The following is a 13,894-nucleotide window of genomic DNA, read 5'->3' as shown; positions in this document are numbered from 1 at the left end:
GCCGTGAAACGGTCCGGCCCTGACCTCCGCATGAGCGGCGAAGCGCCAGGCCCTCACCTCCTTCCGCATGAGCGGCGAAGCGGCCAGGCCTTCACCTCCGTATGAGCGGCGAAGCGTCCGGGTCCCGACCCCGGGGTGAATCCCGAAGCTGCATCTCCTGACCCCGGCATGAATCGCGAAGCGGGCGAGCCCGGGCTCCGGCGTGCCCTTACGCCGCCGTGCCCTTACGTCGGCGTAAGGGCACGCCGCTGTGAATCGCGAAGCGGGTGAGCCTTAACTCCGGCATAGATCTCAGAAAGATCGCGGGGTGTCGTTTCCACTGGTGGACGGGCCATGGCACCATTCCCGGCCATGGGCATCCTCATCCGGCTGGTGATCACCGCCGTATCGCTGTGGATCGCGACTCTGGTGATCGACGGCATCGAGCTGACCGCCGACTCCACCACGAACAAAGCGGGCACACTGCTCGCCGTCGCAGTGATCTTCGGCCTGGTCAATGCGGTTCTCCGGCCGATCATCAAAACCATCGGCTGCGGCCTCTACGTCCTCACCCTGGGTCTGGTCGCGGTCCTGGTCAACGGCCTTCTCCTGCTGTTCACCAGCTGGATCGCCGACAAACTGGACCTGGCCTTCCACGTGGACGGCGTCCTTCCGGCGGTGCTCGGCGCCCTGCTGGTCGGCGTCGTGAGCTGGCTGCTGAACATGCTGGTGCCGGACGGCGACTGATCAGGAGAAAAGCAGGCCAGTAGGGCCGGATTGGCCTCGTGACCTGCTTCATAGTTGCAAGGATCGAAACATGCCCCCGCCCTTACGGTGGGGGCATGAGCAGCGGCGGCATGAGCGAAGAGCGGCGTGGATATCTGTACGGCCTCGCCGCGTACATCATGTGGGGCTTCTTCCCCATCTACTTCAAGATGCTGCGCCCCTCGCCACCGCTGGAGATCCTGGCCCACCGGGTGGTGTGGTCGGTCCTCTTCGTGGCCCTGCTGCTCACCGTGATGCGCAACTGGCGGTTCCTGGGCCGGCTGGTGCGCACGCCACGGCTGCTGGGCGGGGTCACCCTGGCGGCTGTGCTGATCGGCATCAACTGGGGCACCTACATCTACGGGGTCAACTCGTCCCGTGTGGTGGAGACGGCGCTCGGCTACTTCATCACGCCCCTGCTCGTGGTGGTGCTCGGCGTCACGGTGCTGGGTGAGCGGCTGCGTCCTCTGCAGTGGGTGGCGGTCGGGATCGGCGGCCTGGCGGTGGCGGTCCTGGCGATCGACTACGGTCGTCTGCCGTACATCGCGCTGACCCTGGCCGCCTCGTTCGGTTGCTACGGCCTGATCAAGAAGCGGATGTCGCTCCCGCCGGCCGAGGGCCTGTTCGTCGAGTCGGCGGTGCTGATGCTGCCCGCACTGGCGTTCCTGACGTGGCTCAATCTGTCGGGGGAGGCGGAGTTCGGCCACGTCTCGCTGACCCACACCGTGCTGATGCTGGTGGCGGGTGTGCTCACCGCGATCCCGCTGCTGCTGTTCGCCGGCGCGGCCAACCGGGTGCCGCTGGCCGGCCTCGGCATCCTGCAGTATCTTGCGCCGAGCCTGCAGCTCGCCGTCGGCCTGCTGATCTACCACGAGCCGATGCCGCCGGCCCGGCTCGCCGGATTCGCCCTTGTCTGGGTCGCCCTGCTGGTCTTCACAGCGGACGGCATCCGAAGCGCCCGGGCCGCGGCCCGAACCCGCGCGGCAACGGTCGCCGCCTGAAGAAGCCCGCCAACGATCGCCGCCCAAGCAAAGCGCGACGAACGTCGCCACCCGGGAGAGACAGGATGAAAAGACGGGATGGAGAGACGGGATAACGTCGCCGCCCGGGAGGGACAGAATGAACGTCGCCGCCCACAAAGGAGCGCGATGACGGTAGCCGCCGACAAGAAGCGCGACGACCGGGAGTGACCCGCAAGCCGGAAAGTCTGAGGGCTCGGAAGCGGTCTAGCTCTGCGGCTCGTAGACGAGCATCACCTTGTCGTCGGAGCGGACCAGTTCGAGCCGCGACAGGCTGCCCTGGGTGAAGTGTGTGGCGGCCGGCATCTGGAATCTCTTGCCGGGCTGGGCCAGCCACGACCCGAGCTGTTCGGTCTGCTCGTCAGGCCCGTAGGCGATGAGCCGGAACGTGTACGGTTTGGCCGACTCGCTGTAGGAGCATTCCATCTCGACCCGGCTGCCGGCCCCGGTGCTGGTGATCCGTACGGTGGCCGCGATCGGCGACGCGGGGTCGACCTTCGTCATCGCTGTCGACGGCCCGGGTGGCGGGTTGGCCGTGTCACCCGCGTTCAACCCCCAGTAGGCCAGCCCGCCCCCGATGGTCAGGAACAGCACGAGGGCCGCGATCGAGCTGACGATCCGGATGGGCCGGGCACGTACCTTCTTGATCGACGGCGCATGCGCGGGCCTGGACAGGTTCGACAGGCTGGGGTCGAGGAGCTTGGCGAACTCGTCGGCGTCGAGCCGGTCGAGCATGTCCGGCACGAGGGCCAGATCAGCGACCGCCTCCCGGCAGAACGAGCATGTCGCCAGGTGACGTTCGTAGGCGGCCCGTTCGATCGGCGACAGCGCGCCAAGGACGTAGGCGGCGTCGTCGTGCCCGTCCTCGCATCGCATTCGTACCGCCTCCAACCGGGTCACTTCTCCCGGTCTCTGGTACGCGGCGGAGCGCTCTAAGGTTCAACGACTCCTTAAACCTCCACCTCAAACCGTGGCGGCCCCGATTCGGAGAGCGACCACCCTTTCAGGCGGTTGCGGACTCGCCTCCGGACAGGGCTTCGGCGACGTTGCGAGCGGCCGCGGTGAGCTTCGCCCGGACCACTCGTGCCGAGGTCAGCATCTCTGCGGCGGGCATCGAGCAGGCCAGGACGAGCCGGCGCTCCATGTCTCGATCGGCGACGACGACCACGGCGGCGGAGGCGAGGCCTTGGCGGAACTGGCCCATCTCGATCTGCATGCCCCGGCGCTCTCCGGCGGCCAGATCGGCCTCGAGCGCCTCCGGTGTGGTGAGGGTGGCCGGGGTGAACGCCCGCATCCCGTAGTCACGGAGGTAGCGGGACCGCTGGTCGGGGGTGAGCGTGGCGAGCAGCGCCTTGCCGAGCGCGGTGGCATGGCCGCCCTCGTCGAAGCCGGGCGCCACATCGTCGAGGAACGGTGATCGGGCGCCCTCGGCGGAGGCGGTGACCGCTATCCGCCCGCCGACGAAGCGGCCGAGGTAGTGGCTGTATCCACTGTCGACGGCGGCCCGGCGCAGGGCCTCACCGACGGCCGGCGGCCCGCGGAAGGCGGAGACCAGCTCACGGTATCGATCGGCGATCTCCAGCCCGACGATGTACGTCCCGTCCTCGCGGCGGATCACGTAGCCCTCGTAGGCCAGTGTCCGCACGAGGTGATAGGTCGTCGCGACGGTCAGCTCGCATCGACGGGCGATCTGTTTCACGGTGAGTCCGCGCGGAGCCCGGCCCACGGACTCGAGCACGCGCAGGGCACGCGAAACGCTCCGGATGAGATCTGACGGCTCCGCTAGGGGGTCACGCACAGCTACCTCCGAGGCCAGGGACTTACACCATATGAACAATCGGCCTCGGACGGAATGCCAAACAGGAGTGGATCACGGTCGATTTGCACAGCGCGTGCGACCACGGGAACTGTCCGCAGTGGAGAAATTCCGTAATGCCCGCTTTGCCCTACGCAAACATGGGCGAGCGGGGGCGAGAGGGCACGATAACCGGAGTCACGAGAACCCCGGCAAGAGGGGAGGACTCAGCTAGTACGGTCGGCGATGAAGTCGCAGAGCGCTTCCATCGTCCGGCGGGCCTCGCCGGCCGGCAGCGGCGCCAGGCGGGCCCGCGCCTCCTCGGCGTAGGACCGGACGGTCTCGCGGGCCCGTTTCATCGCCGCCGAGTCGCGCAGCAGCGTCAACGCCTCGGCGTGCAGCTCGTCGTCGGTGATCGGGCCGGCCGACAGTAGCTCCCGCAACCGGACCGCGGACGCGTCGGTGTCGTCGCCGGCCAGCGCGTAGAGCACCGGCAGCGTGGGGACGCCCTCGCGCAGATCGGTCCCCGGCGTCTTGCCCGACTGGACCGACTCACTGGTGATGTCGAGCAGATCGTCGGAGAGCTGGAAGGCGATGCCGATGGTCTCGCCGTAGCCCGCGAGCGCCTCGACGAACTCCGGCCGCGCGCCGGAGAACAGCCCACCGAAGCGGGCCGCCGTGGCGATCAGGGACGCCGTCTTCTCGGTGATGACGCGCAGGTGGTGGTCGATCGGGTCGGTGCCGCGCGGGCCGACCGTCTCGGCGATCTGCCCGTGCACCAGCCGCGCGAACGTCTGCGCCTGGAGGTGGACCGCCTCGGTGCCGAGCGTGGCGGCCAGATCGGCGGCCTGGGCGAAGAGGTAGTCGCCGACCAGGATGGCCACCGAGTTGCCCCAGCGCGCGTTGGCGCTCGGCGCCCCACGGCGCACCAGCGCCTCGTCCATGACGTCGTCGTGGTAGAGCGTGGCCAGGTGGGTCAGCTCCACCACATTCGCCGCATCGACGATCTGTGGAGACCGCGGGTCACCGAACTGCGCCCCGAGCGCAACGAGAAGCGGGCGGAACCGCTTGCCGCCGGCATCGGCCAGATGACGCGCGGCCTCGGCCACCAGTGGGTCCGCGCTGGCCACATGGCCTCGCAGCGCAACCTCCACAGCGGCCAGCGTCGCAGACACCGACTCGTCCATCGCGGGATCGACGTCGAGGCCCAGCGATGACAGCGCGAGTTCGCGCGGGGTCAGATCACCGGTGCTCACCACACATTCACCTTGCCATACCGCCCGACCGCTTTCTGTCCCAGGGTGGCACGCGACAAGATCAAAAATCCGACAGCAGGGGTACGGCCGCTCAGCCCCCGTTTCGGACACGGGACCGGATCGCCCGATAGTCCGCCCACGGGATCACCGGACGGGCCAGTCCACGGCGCTCGAGGTATCGCTTGGTGGCCGCCCTCGTCTCCCGCAGGACGCGGAGCTGGTCGAGCGGGCTCCCCCGGTGCCGGGCACCGGGCTCGACGAGACGGTCCGGTTTGAGCAGCCAGCCGGTGCCGTCGGCGACCAGCTCGCCCCGCACGCTCGCGTTGTAGAGGTTCCACAGCCTGTCGTCGTGCCGGTGCACGAGCAACCCGGCCGGCCCTTCGGCGACCGGCACGTCCTCGGGCACGTCGACGCGGTACCCCTCGGATGCCACGCTCACCGTGGTCCGCAGGAGCAGTGGGGCGCCGGCCTTGTCGACCGCGGTCAGCACCACCGAATCGAAGCCGGCGAGCACCTCGGCGCCGAGCAGGGACGTCACCTTGGAGCGGGCGGGGACGGGCAGGGGCCGTTCCACGATCTCCGTGGGAGTGACCGTGATCAGCAGGCGCATGTAGTAGAAATCGGTCATCGCCGTCATCGGCCAGTCCAGGTAGGACTGCGAGGAGGGCTGCCGCTCCAGCAGTAGCTCCCAGAACGCCTCCAGGTCGCCCTCGGGCTTCACGTGGATCTCGTCGGGGCAGATCGCCTCACCCCGTACCAGAATCTGCCCGGGCTGTTCCAGACCGCTCGCGGTGGGGTTGGAGAAGAGCAGGGCCACCCGCCCGTCCCGCCGGACGTTGAGCGCCTTCTGGGGGAAGCCCAGCGAGGTGGTGAGCAGGATCGTGCCGTCCGGGCGGACCAGGCCGGAGGTCGGCCAGGCGACCGGTGCCCCGTTCCCGGTCAGGGTCGCGAGCTCGCACGTCCGGTAGGCCTGGAGGGTCTCGTTGAAAACGGTCGGATCAGACACGACGCCAGGTTAGACGCGCACGATCGACAACCGATGAACGGGAAGGCCCCGGCTGTCGCCGAGGCCTTCCCGTTCTGATCAGAATCAGCGGACGAACTCCGCCGCCTCCTTGGTCAACTCGATCAGCGGAGCCGGCACGACACCGAGCGCCACGGTCACGATGACGCCCAGAGCCAGCACCGCCGAGGTGAGGAAGCCCGGGATGGAGACCGCCGGGGTGGACTCCCCCGGCTCGGACAGCCACATCAGCACGACGACCCGCAGGTACGGGAACGCCAGCAGCATGCTCGTGATCACGCCGAAGATCACCAGCCACGTCTGGCCACCCTCGACGGCCGCGCCGAACACCGCGAACTTGCTGGTGAAGCCGCTGGTCAGCGGGATGCCGGCGAAGGCGAGCAGGATGAACGTGAAGATCCCGGCGAGCAGTGGACTCTTCCGGCCGATGCCGGCCCACTTGGACAGGTGGGTGGCCTCGCCGTCGGGGTCGCGCACCAGGCTGATGATCGCGAACGCCGCGAGCACCGAGAAGCCGTACGCCACCAGGTAGAACATCGTGCTGCTGAGGCCCTCGTCGTTGAGCGCGAGGACACCCACCATGAGGTATCCGGCGTTCGCGATCGACGAGTAGGCCAGCAGGCGCTTCAGGTCGGTCTGGGTGACCGCCAGGATCGCGCCGATGAACATGGTGAGCACCGCGATGCTGCCGAGGACCGGCTGGAAGTCCCAGCGCGCCCCCTCGAACGCCACGTAGAGCACACGCAGCAGGGCCCCGAACGCGGCGACCTTGGTACAGGCCGCCATGAACGCGGTGATCGGCGTGGGCGCGCCCTGGTAGACATCCGGCGTCCACACGTGGAACGGGGCGAGCGCCGCCTTGAAGAGCAGGCCGATCGAGACCATCGCCAGGCCCACGTAGAGCAGCACCTGGCTGCGCTGCGGGTTGGCGACCGCCTCGTGCACGACACTGAGCTGGATCCCGCCGGCGAAGCCGTAGATGAAGGCCACCCCGAACAGGAAGAACGCCGAGGCGTACGAGCCGAGCAGGAAGTACTTGAGCGCGGCCTCCTGGCTGAGCAGCCGCCGGCGACGGGCCAGCGCGCACAGCAGGTAGAGCGGCAGCGAGAAGACCTCCAGCGCCACGAACATGGTGAGCAGGTCGTTCGCCGCCACGAAGAGGAGCATGCCGCCGAGCGCGAAGACGCTCAACGGGTACACCTCGGTGGCGCCGGGCTGGCTGCTGGCCTGCTGGGCGTCCCGCTGGGAACCGACGGTGACCGCGGCCTGCGAGACGAACACGCCGCCCCGCTCGATCGAGCGCTCGCCGATCAGCATCAGCGACATCCCGCCGAGCACCAGGATCGCGCCCTGCAGGAACAGGGTCGGCCCGTCCACGGCGACCGCCCCGCCGATGGTGATCGTCCGGGTGCCACGCTCCAGCACCACGGCGACCAGCGACGCCACCACGGCGATCAGCGACAGCGAAAGCTGGACCGCGTTGCGCGCCCGGCGCGGGACGACCACCTCGACGAGCACGCCGAGGCACGCCGCGCCGAAGAGGATCAGCATCGGGAGCATGGCCCCGTAGTCGATCGGGGGCAGTTTCAACGGTTCCATGATCAGCCGCCCACCTTTCCGCCGGCTTCCACCGTGGGAACCGGGTCTTTCACGCCGACGTCGAGCATGGTCGCCTCAACGGCGGGGTTGATCACGTCGGTGACCGGCTTCGGGTAGAAACCGAGCACCAGCAGGAGCGCGATCAGCGGCGCGACGACCACCTTCTCGCGCAGGGTGATGTCCTTCGACATCGCCGGCACCTCGGTGAGGGCCGGGTTCAGGGTGCCCTGGGTGGTCCGCTGGATCATCCACAGCACGTACGCCGCGGCCAGCACGATGCCCAGGGTCGCCACCACGGCGTACCCCTTGTTGGTGCTGAAGGTGCCGATCAGGACCAGGAACTCACTGACGAACGGGGCCGTGCCGGGCAGCGCCAGCGAGGCGAGACCGGCGAAGAACAGCACCCCGGCCAGCACCGGCATCAGCTTGCCGGCCCCACCGAAGTCACTGACCAGCGATGACCCGCGCCGGGCCACGAACATGCCGACCACGATGAACAGCAGGCCGGTGGCCAGGCCGTGGTTGACCATGTAGAGCACCGCGCCGGTCCCCGCCTGGGTGGTGAAGGCGAAGATGCCGATGCCGATGAAACCGAAGTGCGCGATCGAGGTGTACGACACCAGGCGCTTGAGGTCGTTCTGGCCGACCGCGAGCAGGGCCGCGTAGATGATGCCTATCACCGCGAGGGCCATGGCGGCAGGGGCGAACCAGCGCGACGCCTCGGGGAAGAGCGAGAGGCAGTAACGCAGGATGCCGAACGTGCCGACCTTGTCCATCACGCCGACCAGCAGCGCCGCGGCGCCGGCCGGAGCCGCACCACCGGAGTCCGGCAGCCAGGTGTGGAACGGGAAGAACGGCGCCTTGATCGCGAACGCCACGAAGAAGCCGAGGAACAGCCAGCGTGCGGTGTTCTGGTCGATCGAAGCGGTCGCCTTGGCCAGCTCGGTGAAGTCGAAGGTCTTCCCGCCGAGCACCCACAGGCCGATCACCGAGGCCAGCATGAAGAGGCCGCCGACCAGGCTGTAGAGGAAGAACTTGACGGCCGCGTACTGCTTCTGGCCGCTGCCGAACGACCCGATGATGAAGTACATCGGGATCAGCATGATCTCGAAGAACACGTAGAACAGGAAGATGTCCGCCGCGGCGAACACCCCGATCATCGTGAACTCGAAGGACAGCAGCAGCGCGAAGTAGGCCGGGGCCGACCGGGTGCTCTGGTCGACGTCGTTCCAGGACGCGAGGATGACGACCGGGAACAGGACGGCGATCAGCATCAGCATGACGAGCGCGATGCCGTCGGCGGCGAAGGTGAAGTTGGCGCCCCACGCCGGGATCCAGGTGTACGACTCCCGGAACTGGAACCGCGGGCCGTCCTTGACGGTCCAGGCGACCCACATGAAGACGCTCAGCACCAGGACGAGCACGGACCAGCCCAGCGCGACCATCTTGGCCAGCTCAGCCTTGGTCCGCGGGATGAAGGCCACCACCAGTGCCCCGACCAGGGGCAGGAGGGTGAGAACGGAAAGGAACGGGAAGTTCGTCACGCCAACCACCCCAGCTGGATCGCGAGGAAGGCGCCGACCACGAGCATGGCGCCGGTGAGCATCGACAGCGCGTACGACCGGACGAATCCGGTCTGGAGCCGCCGCAGCCTGCCGGAACCACCGCCGATGCCGGCGGCGATGCCGTTGACCACGCCGTCGATCCCCTTGTTGTCGAGGAAGACGAGCGCCCGGGTCAGGTAGATGCCGGGACGCTCGAACACCGCCTCGTTGAACGCGTCGGTGTAGAGGTTGCGCCGCGCCGCGGTGACCAGCACGCCGGCGGGCTCCGGCTCGAGCGCCGTGCCGTTGCGGAACAGCGCCCAGGCCAGGCCCGCGCCGATCACCGTGACCAGCAGCGACAGGATGGTGATGACGGTGTGCGACAGCACACCGTGCGCCTCCTCGCCGTGCTCACCGAGAACCGGTGTCAGCCATTCCGGCACGCTGGTGGCCAGCAGGAAGCCGGCGCCGACCGAGCCGATCGCGAGCAGGATCAGCGGAATCGTCATGATCGCCGGAGACTCGTGCGGGTGCTGGTTGTCCTCGGTCCAGCGTGCCGGACCGTGGAACGTGAGCACGAAGAGCCGGGTCATGTAGAAGGCGGTCAGGCCGGCGCCCAGCATCGCGGCGCCGCCGAAGACCCACGGCCGCCATCCTTCGCCCACGAACGCCGCCGCGATGATCGGCTCCTTCGTGAAGAAGCCGGAGAGCGGCCAGATGCCGATGATCGCGAGCCAGCCGGTGCCGAAGGTCAGCCAGGTGATCTTCATGTGCTTCGACAGGCCACCGAACCGCCGGATGTCGACCTGGTCGTGCATCCCGTGCATGACCGAGCCGGCCCCGAGGAACATGTTGGCCTTGAAGAAGCCGTGCGCCAGCAGGTGGATGATCGCCAGGGCGTACGCCCCGCCGCCGAGCCCGACGCCGAGGAACATGTAGCCGATCTGGGAGACCGTCGACCAGGCCAGGATGCGCTTGATGTCGTCCTTGGCCGCGCCGATGAGACAGCCCATCAGCAGGGTGATCGCGCCGATGCTGACCACGATCAGCTGCAGCGTGGAGTTCGCCGAGAAGATCGGGTTGGAGCGGGCGATCAGGTAGACGCCGGCGGTGACCATGGTCGCCGCGTGGATGAGCGCGGAGACCGGGGTCGGGCCCTCCATGGCGTCCGGGAGCCAGGCCTGCAGCGGGAACTGGCCGGACTTGCCGCAGGCACCGAGCAGCAGCAGGATGCCCATCACCAGGATGGTTCCGGCGGCCAGCGAGTCGACGCCGTTGAAGACGCCGTCGTACTGGGTGGTGCCCAGCTCGGTGAACATCAGGAAGATGCCGATCGCCAGGCCGGCGTCGCCGACCCGGTTCATCAGAAACGCCTTCTTACCGGCGGTCGCTGCCGACGGCTTGGTGTACCAGAACGAGATCAGCAGGTACGACGCCAGACCGACGCCCTCCCAGCCGAAGTACAGCATCACGTAGTTGTTGCCCAGGACCAGCAGAAGCATCGCCGAGACGAACAGGTTGAAGTAGGCGAAGAACTTCCGGCGCCCGGGGTCGTGCTCCATGTACCCGACCGCGTACAGGTGGATCAGCGAGCCGACACCGGTGATCAGCAGGACGAAGACGCCGGCCAGCGGGTCGAAGAGCAACCCGAAGTCGACCTTCAGGTCACCGACGACGATGAAGTCCCAGAGGCTCAGCTCAGCGGACCGCTTCGCGGCGTCCAGACCGGAGAGATTGAAGAAGAAGATCAGCCCGAGTACGAACGACGCTGCCACCGAGGCCACGCCGAGCCAGTGCCCCCACCTGTCGGCCCGTTTGCCGAGCAGTAGCAGGATCGTCGCGCTGGCCAGCGGGATGGCCACGAGCAACCAGATGTTGCTCAGCACTCCCGTCGCCGGGGCGAATGTGTGTTCCACGAAATGCCCCTTCAGTACTTCAGGAGGTTCGCGTCGTCGACACTCGCCGAGCGTCGCGTACGGAAGATCGACATGATGATGGCGAGGCCGACCACGACCTCGGCCGCGGCGACGACCATCACGAAGAACGAGATGATCTGGCCGTCCAGGCCGCCGTTGATCCGGCTGAAGGTGATCAGCGCGAGGTTGGCGGCGTTGAGCATCAACTCGATGCACATGAACAGGACGATCGCGTTGCGGCGGACGAGCACCCCGGCGGCGCCGATGGTGAACAGGATGGCCGACAACACCAGGTAGTAATCGGGAGTCACTTCTCGGTTCCCTTCGGCGCGACCTCGGCCTGGGTCAACTCGCGGACCGGCAGGATCGGCGAGATGCTCCGCTCGGCGCCGTTGCCGTCCGGCAGACGGGCCGGCGCGGCCACCGACATGGTGTTCGCGTAGATGCCGGGGCCGGGCTTCGGACCGGGGTAGTTGCCCGGCCGGAAGCGCTCCTTCATCCGGGTCACCTGGTCACGCTTGTCCTCCTTGGCCTTCTCGACGTGCGCCAGGATCATGGCGCCGACCGCGGCCGTGATCAGCAGGGCCGAGGTGACCTCGAAGGCGAAGACGTACTTGGTGAACAGGAGCGAGGCCAGGCCCTCGACGTTGCCGTTCGCGTTGGCCTTGTCCAGGCCGACGGTGAAGGTGGAGCCGAGGGCGCGGGCCAGACCGGTGCCGATCAGCGCGGCGAAGGCCACACCCAGCACGACCGCGGCGATCCGCTGACCGCGCAGGGTCTCGATCAGCGAGTCCGAGGCGTCCCGGCCGACCAGCATCAGCACGAACAGGAACAGCATCATGATCGCGCCGGTGTAGACGATGATCTGCACGAAGCCCAGGAACGGCGCCGAGTTGATCACGTAGAAGAACCCGAGGTTCAGCATCGTGACGACCAGCCAGAGCGCGGAGTGCACCGCGTTGCGGGCCAGCACCATGCCGAGCGCCCCGATCACGGCCAGCGAGCCGAGGATCCAGAAGGCGACCTGCTCGCCGGTGGAGACGGCGTTCATTCGTCGACCTCCTGAGCGAGAGGCTCCTGGTAGAGCGGGGCCTTCTCCGCGCCGATCGAGGTGCCCGGGTTGGTGAGCGCGCCGACGTAGTAGTCGCGGTCGGTCTCGCCCAGGCGCATCGGGTGCGGCGGCTGCTCCATGCCCTCCAGGAGCGGGGCCAGGAGCTCCTTCTTCGTGAAGATCAGATCCTGGCGACTGTCGCGGGCCAGCTCGTACTCGTTGCTCATGGTCAGCGAACGGGTCGGGCAGGCCTCGATGCACAGACCGCAGAAGATGCACCGCGCGTAGTTGATCTGGTAGATCTTCGCGTACCGCTCGCCCGGCGAGAACCGCTGGTCGTCGGTGTTGTCGCCGCCCTCGACGTAGATCGCGTCGGCCGGGCAGGCCCAGGCACACAGCTCGCAGCCGATGCACTTCTCCAGGCCGTCCGGGTGCCGGTTGAGAATGTGCCGCCCGTGGTAGCGCGGCGCCGGCTTCGGCGGGGAGAACGGGTAGTCGGTGGTGATCACCTTGCGGAACATGTGCGCGAAGGTCACGCCGAACCCTTTGAAGGAACCGGTGAACGTACCCACGTCACACCTCCTTCGTTTCGGGCTCGTCGCCGTCCGCCGAGGCGGGGACGGTGGCCGGGGCGCGTTCGGCCACGGCACGGCGGGCGCGGGGACTCGGCGGGACCTGCAGGTCCATCGGCGGAACCGGGAAACTGCCCGGCGGCCGCTGGTGCAGCTCCTCCTCGATGGAGAGCTGCTTGGGTTTCTTCGGCGACGGCCAGCCCCAGGCGATGCCCAGGACGAGCACCGCCACGACACCGGTGGTGACCCAGCGGGTGGTGTCCGAGATGGCACCGCTGCGGGCGACCTTGAAGAACGCCAGGAACAGGATCCACACCAGGTTGACCGGGATGAGGACCTTCCAGCCGAAGCGCATGAACTGGTCGTAGCGCATCCGGGGCAGCGTGGCCCGCAGCCAGATGAAGCCGAAGAGCAGGATCAGCACCTTGCCGAAGAACCAGAGCATCGGCCAGTAGCCGGAGTTGGCTCCCTCCCAGAACGTGGTGATCGGGGCCGGAGCCCGCCAGCCGCCCAGGAAGAGCGTGGTCGCGAAGGCCGAGACGGTGATCATGTTGATGTACTCGGCCAGGAAGAACAGCGCGAACTTGAACGACGAGTACTCCGTGTGGAAGCCGCCGACCAGCTCGGACTCCGCCTCGGGCAGGTCGAACGGCGCACGGTTGGTCTCACCGACCGCCGCGATCAGGTAGATGATGAAGCTCGGCAGGAGCTGCACCGCGTACCAGCCGGGGGCGGTCACCTCGAAGCCGAAGAGCTCCACCGGATCACCGGCGGCCTGCGCCGCGACGATCTGCGAGGTGCTCATCGTGCCGGCGGTCATGAACACCGCCACGATCGACAGACCCATCGCGACCTCATACGAGATCATCTGCGCACTCGATCGCAAGCCGCCGAGCAGCGGGTAGGTCGAGCCGGACGCCCAGCCCGCCAGCACCACGCCGTAGACCGCCATCGACGAGCAGGCCAGCAGCACCAGCACCGAGACCGGTACGTCGGCGAGCTGCAGTGGGGTCTGCTGCCCGAACATGTTGACGACGCCGCCGAACGGGATGACCGCGAACGCGGTGAACGCCACCGTCGCCGAGATCACCGGGGCGATGAAGTAGACCACCTTGTCGGCGGTCTTCGGGATGATCTCCTCCTTGAACGGCAGTTTCAGGCCGTCCATGAGGCTCTGCAGACTGCCGAACCAGCCGACCTGGTTGGGGCCCGGCCGGACCGCCATCCGGGCCACGACCTTCCGCTCGTAGACGATCGTGAAGAGCGTCAGGAGCAGGAGCAGGACGAACAGGCCGAGCAATTTGATCAGGACGATCCACCAGACCTCGTTCTCGAAGTTCTCGAGAGTCGGGTCGACAGCGGTCGCCGCCATCA

At 67.9% G+C, this 13,894-nt stretch carries 13 protein-coding genes; 2 read left to right on the top strand and 11 right to left on the bottom strand.

What is annotated here, in order from left to right; translation table 11 throughout:
* Positions 1–351 precede the first annotated feature (351 nt).
* Both ACQPZW_RS01460 and rarD read left to right on the top strand, forming a co-directional pair.
* Positions 352–726: a phage holin family protein gene (locus ACQPZW_RS01460; protein WP_433793044.1), complete on the top strand. Its 375-nt coding sequence runs from the start codon at positions 352–354 to the stop codon at positions 724–726.
* A gap of 110 nt (positions 727–836) precedes the next feature.
* Positions 837–1,745 (top strand): EamA family transporter RarD, encoded by a 909-nt coding sequence (rarD, locus tag ACQPZW_RS01455; RefSeq protein WP_433797382.1) that lies wholly within the window; start codon positions 837–839, stop codon positions 1,743–1,745.
* Positions 1,746–1,970: 225 nt separating this feature from the next.
* Here the strand turns inward: rarD and ACQPZW_RS01450 are convergent, their stop codons facing one another.
* From ACQPZW_RS01450 to nuoH, 11 genes are all read right to left on the bottom strand, one after another.
* On the bottom strand, positions 1,971–2,639 hold the full coding sequence (locus ACQPZW_RS01450; protein WP_433793043.1) for an anti-sigma factor family protein: 669 nt from the start codon (positions 2,637–2,639) through the stop codon (positions 1,971–1,973).
* Between the two features lie 127 nt (positions 2,640–2,766).
* Entirely contained in the window at positions 2,767–3,561 is a 795-nt protein-coding gene (locus ACQPZW_RS01445; RefSeq protein ID WP_360322183.1) for an IclR family transcriptional regulator, read from the bottom strand.
* 224 nt (positions 3,562–3,785) lie between these two features.
* Positions 3,786–4,745 carry a polyprenyl synthetase family protein gene (locus tag ACQPZW_RS01440; RefSeq protein ID WP_433797381.1) on the bottom strand — a complete coding sequence of 320 codons (960 nt, stop codon included), beginning with the start codon at positions 4,743–4,745 and terminating at the stop codon, positions 3,786–3,788.
* A gap of 160 nt (positions 4,746–4,905) precedes the next feature.
* Positions 4,906–5,820 carry a pyridoxamine 5'-phosphate oxidase family protein gene (locus ACQPZW_RS01435; RefSeq protein WP_433793042.1) on the bottom strand — a complete coding sequence of 305 codons (915 nt, stop codon included), beginning with the start codon at positions 5,818–5,820 and terminating at the stop codon, positions 4,906–4,908.
* A gap of 84 nt (positions 5,821–5,904) precedes the next feature.
* Positions 5,905–7,437 carry an NADH-quinone oxidoreductase subunit NuoN gene (nuoN, locus tag ACQPZW_RS01430; RefSeq protein ID WP_433793041.1) on the bottom strand — a complete coding sequence of 511 codons (1,533 nt, stop codon included), beginning with the start codon at positions 7,435–7,437 and terminating at the stop codon, positions 5,905–5,907.
* Between the two features lie 2 nt (positions 7,438–7,439).
* Positions 7,440–8,981, bottom strand: coding sequence for an NADH-quinone oxidoreductase subunit M (locus ACQPZW_RS01425; protein ID WP_433793040.1), 1,542 nt, complete (start codon positions 8,979–8,981; stop codon positions 7,440–7,442).
* On the bottom strand, positions 8,978–10,897 hold the full coding sequence (nuoL, locus tag ACQPZW_RS01420) for an NADH-quinone oxidoreductase subunit L (protein ID WP_433793039.1): 1,920 nt from the start codon (positions 10,895–10,897) through the stop codon (positions 8,978–8,980). Before nuoL ends, ACQPZW_RS01425 begins: the two co-directional genes overlap by 4 nt.
* Before the next feature lie 11 nt (positions 10,898–10,908).
* Entirely contained in the window at positions 10,909–11,208 is a 300-nt protein-coding gene (gene nuoK, locus ACQPZW_RS01415; RefSeq protein ID WP_093620071.1) for an NADH-quinone oxidoreductase subunit NuoK, read from the bottom strand.
* Entirely contained in the window at positions 11,205–11,948 is a 744-nt protein-coding gene (locus tag ACQPZW_RS01410) for an NADH-quinone oxidoreductase subunit J (protein ID WP_433793038.1), read from the bottom strand. Before ACQPZW_RS01410 ends, nuoK begins: the two co-directional genes overlap by 4 nt.
* Entirely contained in the window at positions 11,945–12,520 is a 576-nt protein-coding gene (gene nuoI / locus ACQPZW_RS01405) for an NADH-quinone oxidoreductase subunit NuoI (RefSeq protein ID WP_433793037.1), read from the bottom strand. Before nuoI ends, ACQPZW_RS01410 begins: the two co-directional genes overlap by 4 nt.
* A 1-nt stretch (position 12,521) precedes the next feature.
* Positions 12,522–13,892, bottom strand: coding sequence for an NADH-quinone oxidoreductase subunit NuoH (gene nuoH / locus ACQPZW_RS01400; RefSeq protein ID WP_433797380.1), 1,371 nt, complete (start codon positions 13,890–13,892; stop codon positions 12,522–12,524).
* Positions 13,893–13,894: the final 2 nt, after the last annotated feature.

Origin of the sequence: Actinoplanes sp. CA-252034 (assembly GCF_050956125.1) — a bacterium.
Lineage (GTDB): Bacteria > Actinomycetota > Actinomycetes > Mycobacteriales > Micromonosporaceae > Actinoplanes.
Note: the sequence above shows the minus strand (reverse complement) of the source record. Positions and strands in the feature narration are given on the sequence as shown.

Excerpts from the sequence above, each read along its gene's own strand:
- ACQPZW_RS01410 (WP_433793038.1), bottom strand. The coding sequence starts at position 11,948 with ATGAACGCCGTCTCCACCGGCGAGCAGGTCGCCTTCTGGATCCTCGGC.
- ACQPZW_RS01440 (WP_433797381.1), bottom strand. The coding sequence starts at position 4,745 with ATGGACGAGTCGGTGTCTGCGACGCTGGCCGCTGTGGAGGTTGCGCTG.
- nuoN (WP_433793041.1), bottom strand. The coding sequence starts at position 7,437 with ATGGAACCGTTGAAACTGCCCCCGATCGACTACGGGGCCATGCTCCCG.
- ACQPZW_RS01450 (WP_433793043.1), bottom strand. The coding sequence starts at position 2,639 with ATGCGATGCGAGGACGGGCACGACGACGCCGCCTACGTCCTTGGCGCG.
- nuoH (WP_433797380.1), bottom strand. The coding sequence starts at position 13,892 with ATGGCGGCGACCGCTGTCGACCCGACTCTCGAGAACTTCGAGAACGAG.
- ACQPZW_RS01460 (WP_433793044.1), top strand. The coding sequence starts at position 352 with ATGGGCATCCTCATCCGGCTGGTGATCACCGCCGTATCGCTGTGGATC.
- rarD (WP_433797382.1), top strand. The coding sequence starts at position 837 with ATGAGCGAAGAGCGGCGTGGATATCTGTACGGCCTCGCCGCGTACATC.